Origin of the sequence: Legionella lytica, from assembly GCF_044626755.1 — a bacterium.
In the GTDB taxonomy this organism is placed as follows: domain Bacteria; phylum Pseudomonadota; class Gammaproteobacteria; order Legionellales; family Legionellaceae; genus Legionella; species Legionella lytica_A.
The window spans coordinates 1295002-1316576 of sequence record NZ_JBGORX010000001.1 but is presented as its reverse complement, the minus strand read 5'-3'; the positions used below and the strand labels follow the sequence as shown (position 1 = coordinate 1316576).

Genomic DNA, 21575 nt, shown 5'->3' with positions numbered 1-21575 from the left:
TATAGAATCCGGATTGCACATTCATTCGGGATTTTCTTATGTGGCGTATTATTATGCGTGCTCTTATGTTGTTTGGTTGTTATGTTTGTTCATTTAATGTGTTTGCTTGGTGGGATTCTGGGCATCGTTTGGTTGCTTTAATTGCTTATAACAATCTGGATTCTGAATCCCAAATAAAATTTAATGAATTAACGGAAACGTTGCGAAGAGACTATCCAAAAGCCAATCTTGCTACATGGCCAGATGCAATACGCAAACAATCAATAGAGGCTTATACGCACTGGCATTATATAGACACCCCATACAGCAGCGATGGTTCAGTGACGGAAGTTTCTGTGGATACCGATAATGCCGTATGGGCACTAGCGCAAATAAATCGGGTATTATCAAATAAAGATGTACCTCCTAGTGAGCGTGCGCGATTTACTTCTTTTCTGATGCATATTACGGGTGATTTACATCAGCCTTTACATGCTATTTCACGCTCAAATAAAGAATTACCTCGCGGAGATGAAGGAGGTAATTTATTCTGGGTAAAAGATCCTAATCACCCAGAATCATTAATAACCTTACATGCATTATGGGATAGCAATTTTGGTTTATTTAAAAATCTTTCTGAGGAAAAGCTTCAGGCTATTGCTCAAGAAATTACTCGCGCCTATCCGCGGGATTATTTTTCTAATCAAGAATTAAATGCCTCTCCTAAAGTCTGGGCGCAGGAGAGTTATAATTTAGCTAAAAATTGGGTTTATTCCACAACAGAAAAAGAAGAGCCAAGTTTAGAATATCAAAAAAAATCTCAAGAGCTAATTAAACAGCGAATTGCTTTAGCGGGTTATCGGTTGGCTTTGTTGCTTAATGCTTCATAGAGGAAATGAATTTTCTGCACTCCGAGTTCCTTCAAATTATTGATTAAACACTCTTTAATTTTTAAATAAAATAAAAATTAGCGTGGCTTGCCCACGCTAATTCGCGTTAAATTTGTTAAAGCTCAAATTAGTGTGGGGAAAGGGGAGCCCTCAAAATCAAGCCGCACTCACTAAAATCATCACGCGAGCTACCCCTGCGGTAGGCGTTTTTTCCGCATTAAATTGTTTAATAGTTAGCGAATATCGTTCATTAATTTTGGTTAACCACGTCACAAACAAATTAAAGGGTACTGTCTCAAAAGTCAGCTGAATATCCCCGGAGCCGGTCTGTTGCAACTGGTAAGGAAACTTTTGTAAAGCATGTTCTTTAAGCTGGGTCGCTAAAATAGTAAGCAACTGACTGTTATCCAAACTCTCTTTGCTCTTGGGGCGTAGGTTTTGCTCCTTAACTTTGTTCATCCAATCCAGGGTTGTTATTTTCTCAACTAATTGGGTGGACTTTTGGCTGACCTGACGACTCAATGGGGAATACAAAAATATGTAATAACAATAAAGAATAAGACAAACTGCGGCACCAATTACCATCCATCGTTCTCGCTCATTAAGCGAACTTAAATAGGCTCTCATGATAACTCCAGGGTTGCAACAACTTGTTGTTCATGAGTTGATGCTTGCGTCTGTTTGACATTTAGCTGTGATTGCTTCAATTTGTTTTCTAGTTTTTCCAATTGAGCAAAGTCAGGGCTGATTAGGGTAACGGATAGGGTTTTATTCTGATAACGAAATTGTTCCAAGGTAAATTGTTCACTGTTCATGACCTTGGAAAATTGGTTGAGTAAAAACCAAAAACGAGTTTGCCCCTCGTTATTATTGTTTTTTAGTAACTGCATAATACGAAATTTAGGACTGATGACCTGTTTGGCATCAGGAAAAAAGCCATGATAAATTTCGGCAATTTGTTGATCAACTTGTGCTGTTTGTTTATTCACAAAATAAAGGTTAATCGCATTAACCAGAATCAATGAGATCAACCAAAAACAAAATAAAGCACCTGCCAGTTGATAGCCTTTCTTAATCCAACCTGACTTGCTGCCATGCTGCATTTCGCCCTGGCAAAGATTCATTAATTTGGCGTTTAACGTTCTTTTAGCAATCCACTCATAAGAGGTTTCTGTTTTTTTGACCGCATCTAACTCCACATTAATGAGGCTGTCGGTAAACACTAGGGGGAAATGAAGTGGATGTTTTTTTATATAACTATCTGCTAAATCGCCAGAAAGCTCTCCCTTAAAATCATCTGCGTTAACGAGCAAATCACGCTCAATAATACAGAGTTCTCCGGGTTCTAAAGCAAACCAATCTAAAGTGATGGCAGTAAATTCAATATTTTTTTCCGTCAGCAAGCTCATAATATAATGCATGCGATGCTTGCTTATTGCAGTAATCAGATAGTGGTTGTTTTGATATCTTGCTTTATCAAATGCAAAATGCAGTTCATCAAGAGATTGGGCTAATTTATCTTCTAGCGCGTAAGGTATAGCGATACGTGCTTTTCGATCTGGAAGCCAAGGTAGTTGAACAGTTAAAAGACTGGCATTAGCACAGCTTTCAATTACGATGGTGTCGCAGTCTTCCTGCAAGGTTTGGATTTCTGTAAAACTGCGTTGCGCAGGTGGGGTATTGGTGACCCCATCTGCATCCAGTTTTAAGCAAAGACATCCCTCGTCCTTAAGATGCTTAGTGAATAAGAATAAGGTATCCACTATACATAAGCCCTATGCTTTTTTGCGTTCATTGCTACCCATTGTTGTCTTAATTGTTGTGATAATAAATAAACTACCAGCGCATATTGAGGACTGGAGTTATAGCGCGTAATAACAAAGAAGTTTGGATAAGCAATCCAGTATTCATTGCCTTGAGCTGTAACTAACTCCATCAGTGCTGCCCGTCCAGGATGATTATGTGCGGCGGTCACTGGTTTTATACCATTTGCGGTTAACTGTGAATAGTGATAATTCGCAGTTCTGGGGTTCATTTGCATGTTTTTGTAACGTGTTCCTACCAGTTTTGCATGCTGTGCAACACCGGCATTCGTTTGCCAGCCGTGGGCTTTGAAATAATTAGCGATACTTGCAATGGCATCATCATTATTATTCACTAAATCGCGTCGGCCTTTATTTTTGAAGTCAACTGCAAAGTTTCGGTAGCTACTTGGCATAAATTGGGGTTGACCAATAGCACCAGCATAAGAACCCTTATATTGCGTTGCAGGAAGATTATGTTCACGGCAAAGCAGTAAGTACTCTTTTAACTCATGCCTGAAGTATCGGCTACGTTTTGGATAATCAAAGGCTAAAGTAGCCAGTGCATCGAGTACTCTATGGTCTCCCTGACGCTCACCATATAAAGTTTCGACACCTAAAATAGCCACGATCATTTCTGCTGGCACACCATATTTCTGTTGTGCTTTTTCTAAGGTCGTTCTATTCGCAGCCCAATAATCCACACCGCCTTTTACGCGAGCAGGGGTTAAGAAAATATTGCGGTAAACATCCCAATTTTTCTTTTCGTAAGGTCTTTCCATGGATTCTATAATTTGCGGTTGCAACTTGACTTGATTCATCGTGGCGGTCAGTTGTCTGGCATTGAAATGATGTTTTTTAACCATTTCTTGAATAAATTGCTGTACATCTTTACGTTTGGTGAAGGCAGTGTCTATTGCATACGACGCAAAGGAAAAAAGAGCGAGTATTAACGCGGTAAAACCCAGTCTGATTATTCGTTGCATTGTAAGTCTCATCTATGTTGAAGCGGAAGAAAAAAATTCTATTAAAAAAGTCGAATATTAGCAAATTTTTGTAATGACTTTAAGCTAGCGCGTATTTAAGCTAAAATGCGCTATTTGCAAAAAAGGTTGGCTGAATTGAGTGATTTAAAGCGGATTCGCAATTTTTCCATTATTGCCCATATTGACCATGGAAAATCGACGTTAGCAGATCGATTTATTCAAGTATGTGGTGGCTTAACTGAGCGTGAAATGAGTGCTCAAGTACTTGATTCTATGGATATTGAGCGCGAGCGCGGTATTACAATTAAGGCTCAGTGTGTTTCATTAAATTATAAAGCTCAAGATGGTAAGACTTACCTTTTGAACTTTATTGATACTCCAGGACACGTAGATTTTAGCTATGAAGTATCCCGTTCATTAGCTGCTTGTGAGGGTGCACTCCTTGTAGTCGACGCCGCTCAAGGTGTTGAGGCACAGACGGTTGCGGTGTGTTATACCGCGATTGATCAGGCTTTAACGGTATTGCCCGTATTAAATAAGATTGACCTACCTCAGGCTGAACCTGAGCGAGTGATCGCTGAAATTGAAGATATTATTGGTGTTGAAGCCCATGATGCCATACGCGCTAGCGCGAAAAGTGGCTTGGGGGTTGAAGATGTGTTGGAAGCTTTAGTTGCTAGCATTCCTCCTCCAGAAGGTAATATCGATGAGCCATTGCAGGCATTGATCATTGATTCCTGGTTTGATAGTTATCTCGGGGTGGTTTCCTTAGTACGTATCGTGAACGGCTCTATTCGTAAAGGCGATAAGATGCGTGTGATGTCAACTGGACGTTCTTATGAAGTGGACCAAGTCGGTATCTTTACTCCTAAACGTACTAAATTAGATGCTTTAAACGCCGGTGAAGTAGGTTATGTGGTTGCTGGTATTAAGGAAATTCAAGGAGCTCCGGTTGGGGATACCTTAACCTTGGAAAAAAATCAGGCTTCTGGTGTTTTACCTGGATTCCAGCGGGTTAAACCCCAGGTCTACGCTGGATTATTCCCCATTAGCGCGGATGATTTTGAGGCCTTCCGTGAAGCTTTAGCTAAATTAAGTCTGAACGATGCTTCTTTATTTTATGAGCCTGAATCTTCAGAAGCTTTAGGTTTTGGTTTCCGTTGTGGTTTCTTAGGCATGCTGCATATGGAAATTATTCAAGAGCGTTTAGAGCGCGAATATAATCTTGATTTAATTTCAACGGCACCGACTGTGGTTTATCAAATTATTACCCAAAAAGGGGAGACCTTATTAATTGATAACCCCTCTCATTTACCCCCATTACCACAGATTAAAGAAATGTTTGAGCCTATTGTGCGAGCTAATATTTTAGTTCCTCAAGATTATTTAGGGCCCATCATTAGTTTATGTATTGAGCGTCGTGGAGTGCAAGTCAACATGACCTATAGTGGTCGTCAGGTTTCTGTTACTTATGATATACCGATGAGTGAGGTGGTCTCTGACTTTTTTGACCGTTTGAAATCAGTCAGTCGTGGTTATGCTTCTTTGGATTATAACTTCTTACGCTTCCAGGAAGCTGATTTGGTAAAAATGGATATCTTAATCAATAGTGAACGGGTTGATGCGCTTTCAGTTATTGTCCATCGTTCTTCATCACACAGCCGTGGAAAAATAATTGCTGAAAAAATGAAGGATTTGATTCCCAGACAAATGTTTGACGTAGCCATTCAGGCTGCTTTAGGAAGCCATATTATTGCGCGCCAAACCGTTAAAGCCTTACGTAAAAACGTAACGGCAAAATGTTATGGTGGTGACGTATCACGTAAGCGTAAATTGCTCGAAAAGCAAAAGGCAGGTAAAAAACGCATGAAGCAGGTTGGTCATGTCGAGATACCTCAAGAAGCATTTATGGCGGTATTCCAATCAGATAAAAAGTAATGGTCGTGGAAAATTAAGGAATTTTTGCAATGACTTGTAGGTTGGGCTCTTAGGGTTAGTGGTGCTTACTTAAGCCCCCATTTCGCCTCTACAGCTTTGTTCCGTGAACAAATGGCGTGACGTAGATATAGTGGGGCTTGCTTAAGACAGCCGTTAGGTCTATGGACTCAACTTACAATTTATAGGATGTTATTTATGAATTTTGCTCTAATATTAGTTATATTATCATTGATCAGCGGGCTCATTTACCTATTAGATATTATCTTTTGGGCTAAAAAACGTACTCCTGAGCAAAAGCCAAATAAAATTATTGAATACGCACGTTCGTTCTTCCCTGTATTTTTTGTGGTATTGATCTTACGTTCTTTTCTTATCGAACCGTTTCGTATTCCTTCAGGCTCATTAGAACCAACATTATTAGTAGGGGATTTTGTTGCTGTAAATAAATTTGCCTACGGTTTTAAATTACCTGTTATTGAGAAGAAGGTAGTGTCGGTTGCTGATCCGAAAACAGGTGAGGTAGCTGTATTTCGTTGGCCGCCCGATCCTTCTTATGATTACATTAAGCGAGTGATTGGTGTGCCTGGCGATCGTATTAGTTATCATGACAAGATATTGACTATTAACGGTAAAGAAGCAAAGCAGACCTTTGTTGAATATGCTATTGATGAAAGCTCCGGGAAGCCGGTATCAAAATATACTGAAGATTTAAATGGTGTGGTACATAATATTTTTGTTCGTACTGATGTTCCAGCAGTAGATTTTGACATCGTGGTTCCTGAAGGAAGTTATTTTATGATGGGCGACAACCGAGACGACAGCGCAGACAGTCGTTTCTGGGGTTTTGTTCCAAGCTCTTATTTCAGAGGGAAAGCCTTTTTAGTATGGATGAGCTGGGACAGTAAAACGGGTACAGTTCGTTGGTCTAATCTAGGCAAAATGATTCATTAAGAGGTATAGCGGGTAGTGAAAATTAATTTAGAAAGATTATGCAGACGTTTAAATTACCAATTCAGTAACCAAGCGTATCTGAAGCAGGCTTTGACGCATTGCAGCGTTGGTAGTGATAACTATGAACGTTTTGAGTTTTTAGGCGATTCTATTTTAAGCTTTGTAATTGCTAATGAGTTATTCCATCGCTTTCCACAACAAAGCGAAGGGCAGCTCAGTCGTTTGCGTTCTTTTTTAGTTCGTGGTGATATGTTGGTTGAAATTGCCCGTGAACTTGATTTAGGTGATTATCTTTATTTAGGCCAAGGCGAATTAAAAAGCGGTGGGTTTCGCCGCGCCTCTATTCTGTCTGATGCTTTAGAAGCTGTTTTTGCAGCTATCTTTTTTGATGGTGGTGTGGAGGCTGCGAAAGAGGTGATTTTAAAGCTATATAAATCTCGGCTTGAGGATCCTAATTTAAACGATTGTTTAAAAGATTCTAAGACCCAACTTCAAGAATACCTGCAAGCGGAAAAACTACCCCTTCCTGAATATGCTTTGACTAAAGTTGAAGGGGAAGAGCATGATCAGATATTCTATGTAAATTGTATCGTTGATGCCGCAAAGCAAATAACTCACGGTCAAGGCCCAAATCGTCGAAAGGCAGAGCAAATCGCAGCAAAATTGATGCTGGAGCAATTGAAGTCCAGAGCTAAAAAGTCGTAGTCAGACCATGAGTCCAATAATGCTGTTTCAAGCATTATTGGACTCATGGCGAACCAATGATTGCGGCTTGCCATTGTACTCACAACCAGATTTTAACGCCAAGAGACAAATTTTCTTCCTTAAAAACCAGAGGCAAGGCGTACTTAATTTGTACTTCCGGGGAAGGATTGCTGCGTAAGGTGAAATATTAAATTGACCTAGGAGACTAGGAGCAGCAAGACATTATTGGGGTTTAATATTCTCTTAAGATTACTTTTATATAATTCAGCTAACTTACGTAATCCAAACAAGAGAAAAACATGCCAACTGGAGTTAAAAAAGAACTAATTGAAATGGCAATGAACTTATTGCAGATAAAAAGCAATATGAATGATCTGACCCAAGAAACACTAACTCGTAATTATCGTCGTCTTGCACTTGAATTTCATCCTGATAAGGCAGCAGCAGAGCATAAGGATACGGCCGAGCAAGCTATGAAGGAAATTAATACAGCAAATGATCTCCTCAAGGGATTTTTAAGTGGTGAAATAGTAATCAGTGTTGATGAAGCTCATCCTAATGCTAATGCTAATGCTACCAGAGAAACCAGCCCTTCTCCTAAAGCATCAGCTCCTGATAAACCTAAGATGGGGCTTGTGGAAGCTTCCGTATTTGTTGGTGTTGGCGTAGCAGCGGTGGCCAGTTCTCCCGCTCTTGCAGCAGTAATATATCTTACAGCAGTATCGATTTCTGCTGCCCCCGCTGTTTTAATCATGTTACATATACGTTCCCATCTTTTATTTAAACGCCCATATGAGTTTGGCGACTTATTTCTTAACGATGCGTGTGAAAAGGTTAAAGAATATCAGTTTGGCGATTTAGTTCTTAAACGGGCGGGAAGAGCTATTACTGGGAATCCTGAATATAAAGTTGGCGATATTTTGAGCGCAGGGATTGGAATGTTTAGTCGCTGCAAAGCCGCTGAAGCAACTCCTAAACTTGATGCTGAAAAGGGGCAAGAGGTAAATAATGGTGTAGAGCCTAATGCACGTCCATAGTCAGAGTTTTATAAAATGAAATGAGTCTGGACAAACACTTAGAAATCTTGATGCTCACAGGGCATCGTCAACGTATTCTGACGCTAAATAAAGCTCAGTGTAGAACAAGTAAAATTGACGATGCCTATATAAACTTAAGCGAATGCCATTCGCTGCACGCACCCAGCCCCATTATTATAAATACCGCTCGCGAATATGCGTTAAATAATGTTGTGGATTAAGTTCTTCGCCGGTGGCTTGGCGTAATAATTCTTGATAAGGCAATAACCTGGCTTTTTGATGGATATTCTCTCTTAACCACAGTAATAGCGCTTTAAATTCACCTTGGGCAATCTGTTGTTTAATATCAGGAATTGCTCTTTTTACTGAAGAAAATAACTGTGACGCTATTAATGCACCTACAGTATAAGCAGGGAAGTAACCAAAAACTCCGGAAGGCCAGTGCACATCCTGCATAACCCCATTTTTATCATTGCCTTTAGTCGATAACCCTAAATATTTTTGCATATAGGAATCCCATACCTCAGGCAAATCCTCAATCCTAATTTCACCAGCAAATAACAGCTGTTCTATTTCATAGCGTAGAATGATATGTAAAGGGTAAGTTACTTCATCGGCATCCACACGAATAAAATCAGGTTTTACCTGGGTATAATGATAAAACAGATTTTCTTCAGTAATATTTTGGGTCTCGCCAAAATAATCTTTCGTCAAAGGCACTAAAAAATGCATAAACTCTAAGCTGCGGCCAATTTGCATTTCCATCAATAAGGATTGGCTTTCATGGACCGCCATCCCTAAGGAGTGTCCAACCGGTTGAGTTAACCATTCTTTTAACAATCCCTGCTCATACAATGCATGCCCGGTTTCATGAGTAATTGCCATAAGTGAAGAGAGGAATTCATCTTCTTTATAACGTGTGGTGATGCGAATATCAGTAGAGATTCCACCACAGAAGGGGTGATGGCTCACATCCAATCGGCCATGATTAAAGTCAAAGCCTAAGCGAGACATAATTTCCATACCTAACTTTTTTTGCGTATCGAATGCAAAATTACCTTGAATAGGTTTTATATTACGAGAAAGTTGCTTTTCGATAATTTGCGGAATCAAAGTTGGCAATTCTTGTCTCAAAGAGTTAAATATAGGTGTAATGGTGGCGCAATCTAAACCAGGCGAGTATTCATCAATTAATACATCTATAGGTGCTTTATTAAATAGTTGTGATTTAATTTCGGCGATGGTTTTTACCTTATCGAATAGTTTTTTTAAATAGGGTTGGAAGGTTTTCCAATCATTCTTCGCGCGCAGTTCCCGCCATGCCTGAGAGCAAGTTAATGACTCATTCGTAACCTCTTCAACGAGCAACGAGGGAATGCAAGTTGCCAGTTTGTATTGCTTTTCAATCCAATAGACATTCCTGTGTTGCCAGGGGCTGAGTTCCAAGTCCTTGCATTGTTTAAGCCATTCACCAACGATTTTGTCCGTTAACCAATCATGCTGTATTGCACTTAATGTTGCTAATGCTTCTGCGCGTGCGGGGCCACCGCCAACGGGCATCATCGCTGCTTCATCCCACGAAGCAATCGCTGCAAGATTTTCAAAATCGTAGTATCTTTTTAAATGGTGCTCTAATTTTTGGTAAGCATTCATTGCTTGTTCCTTTTTAGGCTATAAATCTTCCAAAGTTCCACTGATTTCCAACCATTCCTCTTCAACTTGTGCTAATGAAGAATGTGCCTGTTCCCGTTTTTGCACTAATTGATTTAGCATATTCTGTTGTGTGCTGTCTTCATAAAGACTAGCATCACCAAGTTGAATATCCAATTTTTCTAGTTCGCCATGGTATTGTTCAATCATTTGCTCTAATTTTTTTAAACGATTTTGTAATACCTTCTTTTCTTTATAATCACATGCAGGACTTGAAGTGGTATTAGCATTTTCTTTTACTGCATCTTTAGTTTGCAACCAAGTATAGTAGTCATCTAAGTCTCCATTAAAAGGTTGTACTTTTCTTTGATAAACTAAATAGAAATCATCTACCGTGGTTTTCAGCATGTGTCGATCATGGGAAATGAGAATTAATGCTCCCTCATAACTTTGCAGTGCCAACTCGATGGCTGAGCGCATTCCCAAATCCAAATGGTTGGTTGGTTCGTCAAGTAATAATAAATTAGGTTTAAGCCAAACCAATTTTGCTAGTGCCAAACGTGCTTTTTCGCCACCAGAAAAATGATGAATAGCCTGCACTGCCATATCACCTATGAAGTTAAAGCCACCTAAGAAATCGCGGATACTTTGTTCACGTGCTTCTGGAGATAAGGCCTGGATCGTTTCCACAGGACTTAATTTACAGTCCAATTGCTCCAACTGATGTTGGGCATAATAGCCGATCTGTAAATGGGCAGAGCGATGAACCGTCCCATTTAAAACGGGTAAAGAACCCGTTAGCGTCTTAATTAAAGTGGATTTACCTTCACCATTGGGGCCTAATAAGGCAATTCGATCTCCTGGACTAAGAGAGAGATTAATTTTCTTAAGTATTGGATCTTGCCCTGCATAACCTGCATCCACTTGATTGCATTGGATTAAGGGATTACCCGCGCGAGGGCAGGGGAAAAAATCAAAAGAAAAGGGTGAGTCTGCCTGAGCGGCGGCAATCACTTCCATGCGCTCAATAGCTTTGAGACGCCCCTGCGCTTGCTTCGCTTTGGTTGCTTTTGCTTTGAAGCGGGTGACAAAACTCATCATATGATTAATTTTGGTCTGCTGCTTCTCATACATGGCTTGTTGTAAGGCTAATTGTTGGGCATGGGTTTTTTCAAAGCAACTGTAGTCACCGCCATAAAGAGTCAGGCTTTGTTTTTCAATATGCAGAATATGAGTCACAAAGGCATCCAGAAACTCTCTATCGTGAGAAATCAGGATAATTGTACTGGGGCATTGTTTTAAAAAGCGCTCCAGCCAAAAAATAGCTTCCATGTCCAAATGGTTGGTTGGTTCATCCAGCAATAGCAAATCAGCGGGTTTCATGAGACAACGAGCCAGGCTTAGACGCATCCGCCATCCGCCGGAAAAGCTATTCACTGAGGCATTTTGTTCTTCGCTGCTAAAGCCTAAGCCCGACATAATTGTTGCTGCTTGTGCGGGTTTACTATAGCCCGCAGAGTGGCTTAATTCTTCGTGGCAGGAAACAACCTCTTCATGATTGTCTTCTTTTTCCGCCTTTTCCAGACGGTGTAATAATTGAAGGTATTCTTCGTCGCCACTAACTACAAAATCCAGTGCTTTTTCGTCACTGTCAGGTAATTGCTGCGATAAATGGCTAATTCGCAGATGCGGATTAATTAAATATTCTCCAGTATCTGCAATAAGTTTACCTAAGAAAAAATCAAATAAGGTGGATTTACCACAGCCATTATGGCCGATAAGACCTATTTTTTGTTTTTCATAAAGAGTGACGCTGGCTTGGTCGAGTAATACTTTATTACCACGTGATAGGGTGATTTGGCGTAGGGTGAGCATTTTTAATCATAAGCAACAAAAGAAGAGAATTCTATCATAGATATAAGAATATAGAGCCTAATAAAATAAAAAGTGGAGTGTAAAGATATGCCGCGATAGTACCAGGGCCCGCATGCTGCAGCTGCACCACTGGGCTTAGAATAAAAAGCGAAAGTATGTGTTTTATATTTGTACGTTATAATTAATATTAGAGCATACGGGTTATGGTTATCCTTTCGCTTACTTGCACTTAGCGCTTTTATGGAGATTCTTATGCAAGGGAAACATCCGTTGAAGAATGGCATGGAAGTTGATGCAAATTCCCCAGAAGAACCAGCCGCTTCTGGCTCAAGTACTGGTGCTACCGCTGCCGCAGCAGCGGGTGCCGGTGATGGTTATGCCCCCAAAAGGGCTCCAACGCAGCTACAAATACAACAAGGTAATAAACCCACAAGAAGCAGTAGTATGTATATTGATCCTGCGACCGGTACTGTAGTGCCAATGACCGCTGAACTGCGTCAGTACTTAGATAACGGGGGGCCTAACATTTGGAAATGGGTGGATGGATTTAAAATTGCGGTATTCTCTCAAGAAGCTTCACGACATTTTTCTAGACGCTACTGGGAGGTCGGAATACGTTATCAATCCTATGATGGGAGCACCCGAGAAGATTTAGAGCAAAGCGCTAGGGATACCTTAGCATCACATGTAGGATGTTATAAGAATGTAACTTCATATGCTGATGCATTACCTAAACTATTTGAAAATAGGGAAATTCCTCATGTCATCGCTGTTGTCGAAGGTCGAAGAGATAACTTGCCTGCCCAATTTGCTTTAACGAGCTATCAACGTCCAGCGAGCGCTGCCAGTGCCAGCGCTTCCTCTGCCTCTGCTGCGGCGGGAGCTTCTCCTGCTGCAGCGTCCGCGGCTCCATCTGTTGCCACAGATGTAGCTACTTATAAAATAGGTACGTTCTACATACAAGGAACGAATCGTGTAGGTAGTATCGATCACAAACAAAATATGCATTTTTATGTAAGAGAAGACATGATAAAGGCCGTAACACTGGTAGAAGCGGAAATAAATTCTAATTTTACGGTAGGAGAAATTCAGTTTGAAACTGAACGCGGGAAATACAGTGTTTATGTTCCGCATATACCTAATGCGATCGCAAAAAACTCTACTACTGCGCATGGTTTATTAGAGGCTCATGCAGAAAAGTCGGGTAGGATCGTAGTGGGATATATAGGTGATACTAACTATAAGAGCATGATGCAGGAACACTCTAGTCCATCGACGGGAGGCCTACAAGGAACGGTTTCTTTAGTACCCGCTTCTTCGGGTGCCAGTAAATTTTCATTTTTCATGCAAGCGGTTACTTTCGGGCCTGACGAAGATTATTCTTTTCGTATGCAGCAACCAACCACACTCAACCATGTAGAACTTCAGTTGGGAGCTAACGATAAGACAGCAACGGACCATCCTTCCATTCAAACCATTATTATATTAGATAGTTATATTAAAAATAGGGACTATTCTAAAGTCGCGGCTCAACCTTATCCTGTTAAGAATTTACACGTTAAAATGCTCGTTTCCTCTGAGCTAACTGCCGCCGCCGCCGCGGTTGTCCCCAACGTGCAGGCTGTTGCTTACGCTGCTGCTCCTCCTCCTCCTCCTCATGCGAATAATAATGCTCTTCTTAAACCAGTCCAGTATCCACAACCTCAGCCTCCATTGGGCGCTGCTTCTGCGGCTGCTATTGCCTCCGATGCTCAGACTGTAATTTTAGCTAATGCTGGCGCGGGCAATTGTTCTGATGATGATGCTGATGCTCCCGATGCGGATAGCTCTGCTTCATTTAAACGGGTCCCGCATCAACAACCGTATGTCCCATTTGGTGCCGCAGCTATTGCCTCTGATGCGCACGCCGTAGTTTTCGCTAATACTGACACGGTCAATTGCTCTGATGATGACGCGGCTGCTGACCCCAATGAGGATACTAATTCCCTTGCTTCTGCCTATGGCTCTGATGAGGAAATAGCAGCTCCTCCTCAACCACTCCAGCATCAACAACCGTATCTACAGTTTGGCGCAGCCGCGGGCGCGGCAAATCCTAATGCAATGCAAAATTCGATAGACGCTACTCGAAGGTTTAAAGCAAATCTTCAGGCTCAATGCAATGAGCGACAGAAAGTACAAAATACAAGGGATACTCATGATGATGAAAACACGAGCATGTATAATAGTCCGTAATGGGTCCCTATATTCAACTCATTGTAAGCAATGGAGGACTATGTATTGGGAACTGCATTAAGGGTTAATATTGGCTCATGAGGGATTTGCAGTTTCATCATCTGCAATAGAGTTGAATACTTATCAACAGGATTATTGGCTTTACGAATTTCTTCATCAATAGCGTGAGCTAAGGTATTAAATAGTTTTTGGTGTTTTTTAGGTTCTTGTAACAGGACAATGCTCCAACTTCCCAACGCATGCAAGGCAGTGTCACGTATATCTCCTTCTATATTGCTATTGCATGCAATAGATAACAAGTCTTTAGCTTTGATTGCACTTTGAGTGTCATTTAATTGTTCTAAGAGATTGCCTAGGAAGGTGGGAGGCAAAGAGCGATTACCTAATGTTGCCTTGTTACGTATCCAGTTGATTGCTTCCTCGCAAAGAGATTGATGGTCTTTAGGTTGTAAATAGCTCAGCATGGAGGGGAAATATTTTGAGTCCTCATCGAGGACTAGCAAACGTTGCCACCACTTTGGAAACTCGGGTGTATTTTTTGACTCATCTAAGGACTTCATAGCCCATGTCATGATTTCTTGCGTGAGGTTTTCATTTTGCGGTTGGCGAATGAATACTTTTAATGTTTTTTCTGCCGCACGAGCTATTCCCTCGTATCTGTGATCCATATTTTCTTGCACTATAGGGCTCAGCAGCCCAGCGTGCTGTAGAGTTACTTTATGGGCCTGTTCTTCAATAATGTTCAGGCATTGAATTGTCATATTACTGTCAATATTAATGTTTTCTAGTATGTCTGGAATAAGCGAATTAAATTGCTCTGAATTGAGAACTCTTGCTAGCGCCTTAAATGCTTTTAGTGTGCTAAGACGTATCGAATTGTTTGGATGTTTTAGTTTTTCTTGTATAAGCGTAATAAGTTGAGTGACTTGTTCGGGCTTGAGCTGAGCAGCTAATGCTTTAAGGGTTTGTCCTGCGGTTTCACGTATATTAGAGCTTGGATGTACTAGGTTTTCCAATAAAATGGGGAAAAAAAAGCTAACCTGTTTTGGGGTAAACCAAGAAGCTAATGCATTTAATGTATTTAGATTAAATAGGCGCATGCTCTGAGGCTGGTTTAGATCGTTTAACGTTTCGTCAATCAATGAACGAATGTTTTCTGGTTTGCTTTTGCTTATTAATGTTTTCAGAGCATCTATAGTAACAAGGTGCATTTCCCCTTGAACGTATTTTAGATTTTCTTTTACTTTTAGAATTAATGAGGATGGCTTAATTAGGCTCTAAATGGTTTTTTATTGTTCTTTTTTGGTGTTTTGATGATAAACTATCAATTGCATAATTTTTTGGTATAACCCATGTCCCAATATTCGTTTATTCTTCCTAAAAATCTACAAGCCTTTATCCGGAGCGTCTCCTCAGATCAACAGCAAGCAGTCTTGATAACTAAGCGCCTCGAAGCGGTGATAACAGAAGGTGAGAAGAGTATTAAAAAGAAAGCTCAGGGCAGCCAAATTTTTTATACCTTTAATATCGATATTGGAAAGCATGCTCATCGCGCTATTTTTGAGCAGGTGTCTTTTAATGGCAGCTCTTTTTTTCTACTTCGGAGTATTGCTTGGATGCACAATTATGAGCCAGCATTACGCTGGGGGGCTTTAAATCAGGTTACGGAAGAAAGCTTGAATAACCTTTATGAAGAATATGAAGGCTATCAGACCATAGAGCGCTCCTCTGAATTGACGGAGCCGAAAGATGAGGCCATAGAGGATAAGGGAGCCATTTATTATCGGGGACGCTCGCTTGTTCCTACGTCGTTACAAGCGAAGATTTTACGCCCCACACCATCTTCTCCATTATCTATGCCTCTTATTTTAGTGGGCCCTCCTGGCTCGGGAAAAACATTAATTGGTATGAGTTTATTACAAGAGCGAGCTATGGCTCATTGCAATAATGAGGATCCAAATGTCTTGGAGCTATGTTATGTTGCGGAAAGCCGCGCTCTGGTAGACCAACATAAAGAGAATTGGATGGATTTTTCAGGGCGGTACCTTACTAAACAAGCCAATGAGATCATCAAAGTTCATTTCCATACGGTTGAAGAGTACGCACAACAGTACGCTAAGTCTCTGAACTATGAGTTTCTTGCTGGAAGTGCAGCCCAGAAGCTTTTGGAAAAGCACTTAGGTAAGGATATAAAAGAACATCAAGAGCTTTATCATAATGCATGGCGGATTTACCTTGATTCTCAGAATGGCATGACCCCATATAACGAGTCATTATATAAAGAAACTGGTGCGAGTAATTCATTTTATTCTCTCGAAGAGCGAGCACAGCGCTATGCTAAATACGTTGGCCTAATGAATGAACTGGAACAGAAGAAGTTATTTTTCTTCGGAGTATCTCCGATGCAAGCAGGGGACTCTGGACATAAAGACAAATTTCACTTGACCATCATTGATGAAGCGCAAAGAATAAATCCTGCATTACTTCAGGGCTTTATGCAAGCAACGGAAAATCGTAATGTACTGGTGATTGGCGATCCGTATCAAAAGGGAGGCAGCCCTTTTTCTTCCTTAGACGCCTTACGGGCCTTAACACATCATTGTTTTAAGCTCGAGCTCTCATATTCTCAACTGCCTTCTTCTTTAAGAGTCCAGGCTGATGTGGCGGAGGTTCTTGATAATGTGGTATTGCTCTACACTCATTTGCTTGGAGGCAAGGTAGATGCCATTTCGTACTCTTCTTTGCGGCACGAAAATCATTCCGCCCAAGATACGACAGCTAGGGTACATGTTCATTTACTCCAAAATCCTTTACCTGCCATCTCGCAAAAACAAATTACCGCATTGGGTGCTAATGCTCATGCTGCAGCCTTGGTATTAAACCCCACAGACAAAGAGCGGGCAGGTGCATTGATCAACAGCTCTAATGTTTTTACCGCAAAAGAGGTATTGGGTTTGGAGTTTAGCCAAATTCTTCTCTATCTTTCTGAGAATACTTTAAAGCAATTTATTGATATTTCTATATTAATGGATGAACAGGGAATTAAGCCTGGGCAAGCGTTATCGGCGTTAAATAATAAGCCCGCAGAAAAAGGGAGTAATAAAGGACAGATGCAGGAACTATTATCTGATTTGCTGGTTGCTTTATCTAGAACGCAAGGAGCACTTTATGTGGTATGTGAATCTCCTGAGAAGGCCCATAAGCTTAAACCGTTTTTGAAATGGTTTAAGACTTGTTTAGGTGGTGAGCGGGCTGACGTCCAGATTGAGGTAGTACATAATTCGGATGAAGATTGGTTGCATGCCATTAATAATTTTATCCAGGCGAATGCTCTGATACCGGCAAAGGAAAATCTGCAAACGAAATTTAAGCTCACTGAAGCACAGGCTAATGCATATGTTGCCTTGTGCCAGCAAAACAAGATGATGAGCACTCCGGAGGAGCTGGATCATTGGCTAAATCCCATTCCATCACCAGATGATTCGCGAGCAGAGGAGCCAGAGACAGTACTTTTGGAGTCATCAAATATTGATGTTACGCAGTGGGAAGACCTGCATGTTCGTTTGTTGCATGAAGGCGCGAATGCCATCGAGTTTTTCTTAATGCATGAACAGGCCTCGGAGCTTCTTTTTAAGCGAGCAATGATTACTACCCCTTGTTTGTGGATTAATCTCACCTTAAATCATTTTGATGTGTTGTCTCCCGTGTTTGCTCAGCCAAATCACCACTATGAAATGCTTTTGAAGGAAGGATTTCAATATGCTAAAGCGACTAATAATCATTTATTGCTTCTTTGTTTAGCACTTGTCGCTCCTAGGCATGCCTTCGCAGTGGAGGCAAAACAGTACCTTGGTGATGAGTTAATGCAGGGTAGCTCGCAGTTTCAGGCTCAGCTTGTTAGGTTGTTTTTGAAAAGTAATTATTTAAATTCCTTTACTAAAGATGATTTTTTCAATACCAAAACTACTGGTAGTCCTCAGCTAGCTCATGTATTGCTCAGTGAGCAGACAGATGATTTATGCACAAAATATCCGAATTTAAAACTTGCTGTTGTCTCTGCCATAAATGCAGGGAATGGTGGCTTTGTGAGTGCACCGGGCATATATCAAGGACATAATTTAATCACCTGCTTGTTGGACTCAAAGTTTGATCACAAGTTTTTTGAGGATAAAAAAACGCGAGAACTTATTTTAAAAAAGTGGGGGCAGTTGTTTGGGAAAGCTTGTCCTGGAGCCCTGCATCGCTTGTGCCAGCAAGAAAAGGGGGTTGAACTGCTCAATAAATATGGAGTTCAAAATAATGAAAGTTACTTTAATACTTTTTTTTCTCCCATCGAAAATGACTTGAGCCAAGGGGCAAGTCCTTTTCATTTTTTGTGCGAACGTGATTCTGGTGTGGCATTTCTTAATAAGAATCGGGCGGGCTTTGCAAAAGCGCTGAACAAAGCAAATGTTCTGTTTACTCCCGTAACCGATGAGGGGACTGAGAAGGGGGTAACACCTTTCCATAGATTATGTTCTAGCCAAGAGGGCATAGTCTTACTTAAATCATTTGGGTCTTTGTTGACGGCCCAATTAAAAAGCAATCCGGGTCTATTGTTTATTCCCGTAGGTGAGGGAACGAGCCAAGGGGCAACAGTTTTTTCGCAATTGTGTGGCCGCATAGAAGGTAGAGTTTTACTCAAGGAACATTGGTCTGATTTTGCTTCTTATTTACGACGTAACCCTGAGGTGTTGTTTGCTCCAGTAACAGGTGTCGGTACGCTTAAAGAAGATACCGCTTTTTATTTGTTATTTTGTAGAGTAGAGGGCAAATCCTTATCCAAGGAACATTGGCTTGATTTCCTTCCCTATTTAAGCAAGCATCCTGAGTTATTGTTTGTTCCACTAATCAGTGATTCCCCCGCTAAAAGAGATACGCCTTTTTTTCAATTATGTGATAACACTCAAGGCAGACTCTTACTTAAGAGGTATTGGGCTAATTTTGCTTCTTATATACGCAATCATCCTGAGTTGTTGTTTACTCGGGTTAATGAGAACTCAATGACATCTTTTGCTCAATTATGTTGCAGCACAGATGGTAGGGCCTTGCTTAATGAATATTGGTCTGATTTTGCTTCTCACTTAAGAAGCCATCCTGAGTTGTTATTTACTCCAGTAACAGGTGAGCACAGCTATAAAGGAGAGACGGCTTTTTTGCGATTATGTAGCGCAGATGGAATCGCATACCTTAGTGAACATTGGTCTGATTTTGCTTCTTACTTAAGAAGCCATCCTGGCATGTTGTTTGTTCCCATAACGAGTGAGGGTTCGAGCCAAGGAGTTACCCCTTTTTTTCAATTATGTTATAGCACAGCGGGCAAAGCGTTACTCAAAGAACATTGGTCTGATTTTGCTCCCCACTTAAGGAGTCATCCTGATTTATTGTTTGCTCCACTAACAGGGAGCGGCGTGTTAAAAGGGTATACACCCTTTTATCAATTATGTCGTGAAGCCGAAGGCATTGTATTACTTAAAGAACATTGGTCTGATTTTGTTTCTCACTTAAAAGATCGCCCTGATTTGTTATTTGTCCCTGTTACAGGTAACGGTCCGTATAAAGGAGAGACGGCTTTTTCTCGTTTATGTGTTAGTAGAAACGGCATTACACTACTTAATGAGCATTGGTCTGATTTTGCTTCCCACTTAAGAAATCATCCTGAGTTGTTATTTGCTCCAGTGACCGGTGAGGGACCGTTTAAAGGAGAAACTCCTTTTTGTCTGTTATGTGGTAGCGTCGAAGGCATAGTGTTCCTCAAGGAACATTGGTCTTATTTTGCATCTCATTTACGTAATGATCCAGGCTTGTTGTTTGCTTTAGTAACCGGTAATGGCTCAGGTAAAGGAACGATGCCTTTTAGTGGCTTATCCCGTTGCGAAGAGGGTAAGAGACTAGTCGATTTGTTTTTTAATGAGCTCGATGAGTCGAAGAAAACGATGTTGCTTGGGTTTATTAATGTATTACTAAACAATGAATACATTGCAGAAGAGGATAAAGTTGAGTTGAGGGAACTGCAGCAACGCACGACACAACAATCCAATGGATTGCGCTTTTTCCCCCGTGCGCAGCGTGGTAACGATGAATCTGATAGTGTTGAGAAAAAGCCCTCTGATATCGGGCCTCGATAGCCTTTGCGAAGCAACCAGAAAGATGCTACGGGAAAACCCATACTGGATTGCTTACTGTGTTCGCAATGGCGACAGTTTTATTTATTTTAATAAGTTAGGGTGTTGAGCAATTGACCTCATTTACACACAATTATTCTTCAGTGGATACCGGGTCGATTGTTTTATTTCTCGCTGAACGATAACGCTCCTGCTTTTCAATATCGATATAACGATCCGTAGTGGCACTGGAGCTATGGCCGGCATCGTCACGCACGTGCTCTCGAGGACGGATTTTTACATCCTCAGAAATCCCGGTATGCCTTAACCAGTGCACTGTTGCTGCAGCGAGGTTATCTGCTTCTTCGCGCTGACCTTTCATACGCAGCTCTTCTCCAGCCAAATCAAAACAATGTTGAATGATACGACGGATGGGGGCGGTATCACTCATTGGGCCATTACCTCTGATTTTAGGTATCAGCGGCGAGTTATCCGCAGCGGAGGGTAGTGGGGATAAGCCAAGAAAACTTCGCCAGCGTATTAAGCTATCAAGCATGGCGTCACTGACGGCAACTTGACGTTCTTTATTCCCTTTTCCTACCGTGGTAAACCACCAATGCCCATTACTGTCTTTGGCGAAGTCATTCATGCTGGGAATCCAACGCTCATTTGCTGCCAGCTCCGAAATACGTAAGTACATCCCAAAGAGCATGCTTAACATAAAGCGGGTACGCTCATGTTTTTCAGGCGATTCTTCAGCTAAGGTTTCTGCGGCGTTCAGTACGGCGCTCCATTGATCAATGCTTAGTCTACGAATAGGCGCATTTTGCTGACGTTTACGAATGAACTTACTTTTTTGACGAATCAGCGCTACTGGATTTGAGACTAAATATTCTTCTGCGATTAAAAAATTAAATAAGGTACTTAATATAGCAAATATCTCTTGAGTGGCCCCTTGAGATAGACTGAAGTGTTCTATTTCAGGTTTCTGGCCATTTTTTATTGCTGCTTTGCTTAGTGTAACCACAAAAGGGCGCCATTCTTCATTAGGAATTCTTAGTCCTGCTTTTTCAATAAAGCGCGGGACCTTTTTTAAGCTTATCCAGTTTTTCGGTGGATTTTGGCAAAAGCGAATATATTGTTCAACATCATCACGTTTTAACTCAGTAAGGGGGGTACCTTTAATATGCCATGACCATTGCAACAAACGTTCCGCTTCGCGGCGATAACTATTAAATGTTCCTTGGCTACCGGTATAGCTTTTTAAAAAATTTAAGGTGTAATGAAAATCATTTTGAAATTGTGGATCGGGTAATACCGCATTTTCATGGTTCTTATGTAAATGGTTTAAATTATCAAAAAGAGGAAGTAACTTGGATTTCATAGG

14 protein-coding genes are annotated in these 21575 nt (G+C 41.0%); 7 read left to right on the top strand and 7 right to left on the bottom strand.

All coding sequences use genetic code 11. From position 1 onward, the window contains the following. Positions 1-38 precede the first annotated feature (38 nt). Complete coding sequence (locus ACD661_RS05455) at positions 39-869, top strand: S1/P1 nuclease (protein ID WP_400186822.1); 831 nt, start codon at positions 39-41, stop codon at positions 867-869. 156 nt (positions 870-1025) lie between these two features. Here the strand turns inward: ACD661_RS05455 and lspM are convergent, their stop codons facing one another. Genes lspM through mltB form a run of 3 tightly spaced genes read right to left on the bottom strand, consistent with a single transcriptional unit; the run spans position 1026 to position 3657 of the window. After that, on the bottom strand, positions 1026-1496 hold the full coding sequence (gene lspM / locus ACD661_RS05450) for a GspM family type II secretion system protein LspM (protein ID WP_400186821.1): 471 nt from the start codon (positions 1494-1496) through the stop codon (positions 1026-1028). Beyond that, the gene (gene gspL / locus ACD661_RS05445; protein ID WP_400186820.1) at positions 1493-2632 is read right to left on the bottom strand and encodes a type II secretion system protein GspL; all 1140 of its coding nucleotides are present in this window, start codon (positions 2630-2632) and stop codon (positions 1493-1495) included. Before gspL ends, lspM begins: the two co-directional genes overlap by 4 nt. Then, the gene (mltB, locus tag ACD661_RS05440; RefSeq protein ID WP_400186819.1) at positions 2632-3657 is read right to left on the bottom strand and encodes a lytic murein transglycosylase B; all 1026 of its coding nucleotides are present in this window, start codon (positions 3655-3657) and stop codon (positions 2632-2634) included. Before mltB ends, gspL begins: the two co-directional genes overlap by 1 nt. A 105-nt stretch (positions 3658-3762) precedes the next feature. Between mltB and lepA the strand changes: the two genes are divergently transcribed. The 4 genes from lepA (at position 3763) to ACD661_RS05420 (ending at position 8288) form a co-directional block, all read left to right on the top strand. After that, positions 3763-5595, top strand: coding sequence for a translation elongation factor 4 (lepA, locus tag ACD661_RS05435; protein WP_400186818.1), 1833 nt, complete (start codon positions 3763-3765; stop codon positions 5593-5595). 195 nt (positions 5596-5790) lie between these two features. Next, positions 5791-6546 carry a signal peptidase I gene (lepB, locus tag ACD661_RS05430; protein ID WP_400186817.1) on the top strand — a complete coding sequence of 252 codons (756 nt, stop codon included), beginning with the start codon at positions 5791-5793 and terminating at the stop codon, positions 6544-6546. Between the two features lie 15 nt (positions 6547-6561). Next, on the top strand, positions 6562-7251 hold the full coding sequence (rnc, locus tag ACD661_RS05425; RefSeq protein WP_400186816.1) for a ribonuclease III: 690 nt from the start codon (positions 6562-6564) through the stop codon (positions 7249-7251). A 299-nt stretch (positions 7252-7550) separates the two neighbouring features. Beyond that, positions 7551-8288, top strand: coding sequence for a J domain-containing protein (locus tag ACD661_RS05420; RefSeq protein WP_400186815.1), 738 nt, complete (start codon positions 7551-7553; stop codon positions 8286-8288). Between the two features lie 174 nt (positions 8289-8462). Here ACD661_RS05420 and ACD661_RS05415 read toward each other — a convergent pair whose 3' ends face one another. Together ACD661_RS05415 and ACD661_RS05410 are read right to left on the bottom strand one after the other, a co-directional pair. After that, on the bottom strand, positions 8463-9941 hold the full coding sequence (locus tag ACD661_RS05415; RefSeq protein ID WP_400186814.1) for a carboxypeptidase M32: 1479 nt from the start codon (positions 9939-9941) through the stop codon (positions 8463-8465). Positions 9942-9959: 18 nt separating this feature from the next. Beyond that, positions 9960-11813: an ABC-F family ATP-binding cassette domain-containing protein gene (locus ACD661_RS05410; protein ID WP_400186813.1), complete on the bottom strand. Its 1854-nt coding sequence runs from the start codon at positions 11811-11813 to the stop codon at positions 9960-9962. A gap of 252 nt (positions 11814-12065) precedes the next feature. On the opposite strand from ACD661_RS05410, the gene ACD661_RS05405 reads away from it, so the two are divergent. Beyond that, complete coding sequence (locus ACD661_RS05405; RefSeq protein WP_400186812.1) at positions 12066-14045, top strand: hypothetical protein; 1980 nt, start codon at positions 12066-12068, stop codon at positions 14043-14045. 38 nt (positions 14046-14083) lie between these two features. On the opposite strand, the gene ACD661_RS05400 is transcribed toward ACD661_RS05405, so the two are convergent. After that, positions 14084-15256, bottom strand: coding sequence for a hypothetical protein (locus tag ACD661_RS05400; RefSeq protein WP_400186811.1), 1173 nt, complete (start codon positions 15254-15256; stop codon positions 14084-14086). 141 nt (positions 15257-15397) lie between these two features. On the opposite strand from ACD661_RS05400, the gene ACD661_RS05395 reads away from it, so the two are divergent. Continuing rightward, the gene (locus tag ACD661_RS05395) at positions 15398-20212 is read left to right on the top strand and encodes a UvrD-helicase domain-containing protein (RefSeq protein ID WP_400186810.1); all 4815 of its coding nucleotides are present in this window, start codon (positions 15398-15400) and stop codon (positions 20210-20212) included. Positions 20213-20342: 130 nt separating this feature from the next. Here ACD661_RS05395 and ACD661_RS05390 read toward each other — a convergent pair whose 3' ends face one another. Beyond that, positions 20343-21572: a tyrosine-type recombinase/integrase gene (locus ACD661_RS05390; protein WP_400186809.1), complete on the bottom strand. Its 1230-nt coding sequence runs from the start codon at positions 21570-21572 to the stop codon at positions 20343-20345. Positions 21573-21575: the final 3 nt, after the last annotated feature.

What these genes read in the sequence shown, in the direction of transcription:
- ACD661_RS05455 (WP_400186822.1), top strand. Translation starts at nt 39, where the DNA reads ATGTGGCGTATTATTATGCGTGCTCTTATGTTGTTTGGTTGTTATGTT.
- lspM (WP_400186821.1), bottom strand. Translation starts at nt 1,496, where the DNA reads ATGAGAGCCTATTTAAGTTCGCTTAATGAGCGAGAACGATGGATGGTA.
- mltB (WP_400186819.1), bottom strand. Translation starts at nt 3,657, where the DNA reads ATGCAACGAATAATCAGACTGGGTTTTACCGCGTTAATACTCGCTCTT.
- lepA (WP_400186818.1), top strand. Translation starts at nt 3,763, where the DNA reads ATGCGCTATTTGCAAAAAAGGTTGGCTGAATTGAGTGATTTAAAGCGG.
- lepB (WP_400186817.1), top strand. Translation starts at nt 5,791, where the DNA reads ATGAATTTTGCTCTAATATTAGTTATATTATCATTGATCAGCGGGCTC.
- ACD661_RS05420 (WP_400186815.1), top strand. Translation starts at nt 7,551, where the DNA reads ATGCCAACTGGAGTTAAAAAAGAACTAATTGAAATGGCAATGAACTTA.
- ACD661_RS05415 (WP_400186814.1), bottom strand. Translation starts at nt 9,941, where the DNA reads ATGAATGCTTACCAAAAATTAGAGCACCATTTAAAAAGATACTACGAT.
- ACD661_RS05410 (WP_400186813.1), bottom strand. Translation starts at nt 11,813, where the DNA reads ATGCTCACCCTACGCCAAATCACCCTATCACGTGGTAATAAAGTATTA.
- ACD661_RS05405 (WP_400186812.1), top strand. Translation starts at nt 12,066, where the DNA reads ATGCAAGGGAAACATCCGTTGAAGAATGGCATGGAAGTTGATGCAAAT.
- ACD661_RS05400 (WP_400186811.1), bottom strand. Translation starts at nt 15,256, where the DNA reads ATGCACCTTGTTACTATAGATGCTCTGAAAACATTAATAAGCAAAAGC.
- ACD661_RS05395 (WP_400186810.1), top strand. Translation starts at nt 15,398, where the DNA reads ATGTCCCAATATTCGTTTATTCTTCCTAAAAATCTACAAGCCTTTATC.
- ACD661_RS05390 (WP_400186809.1), bottom strand. Translation starts at nt 21,572, where the DNA reads ATGAAATCCAAGTTACTTCCTCTTTTTGATAATTTAAACCATTTACAT.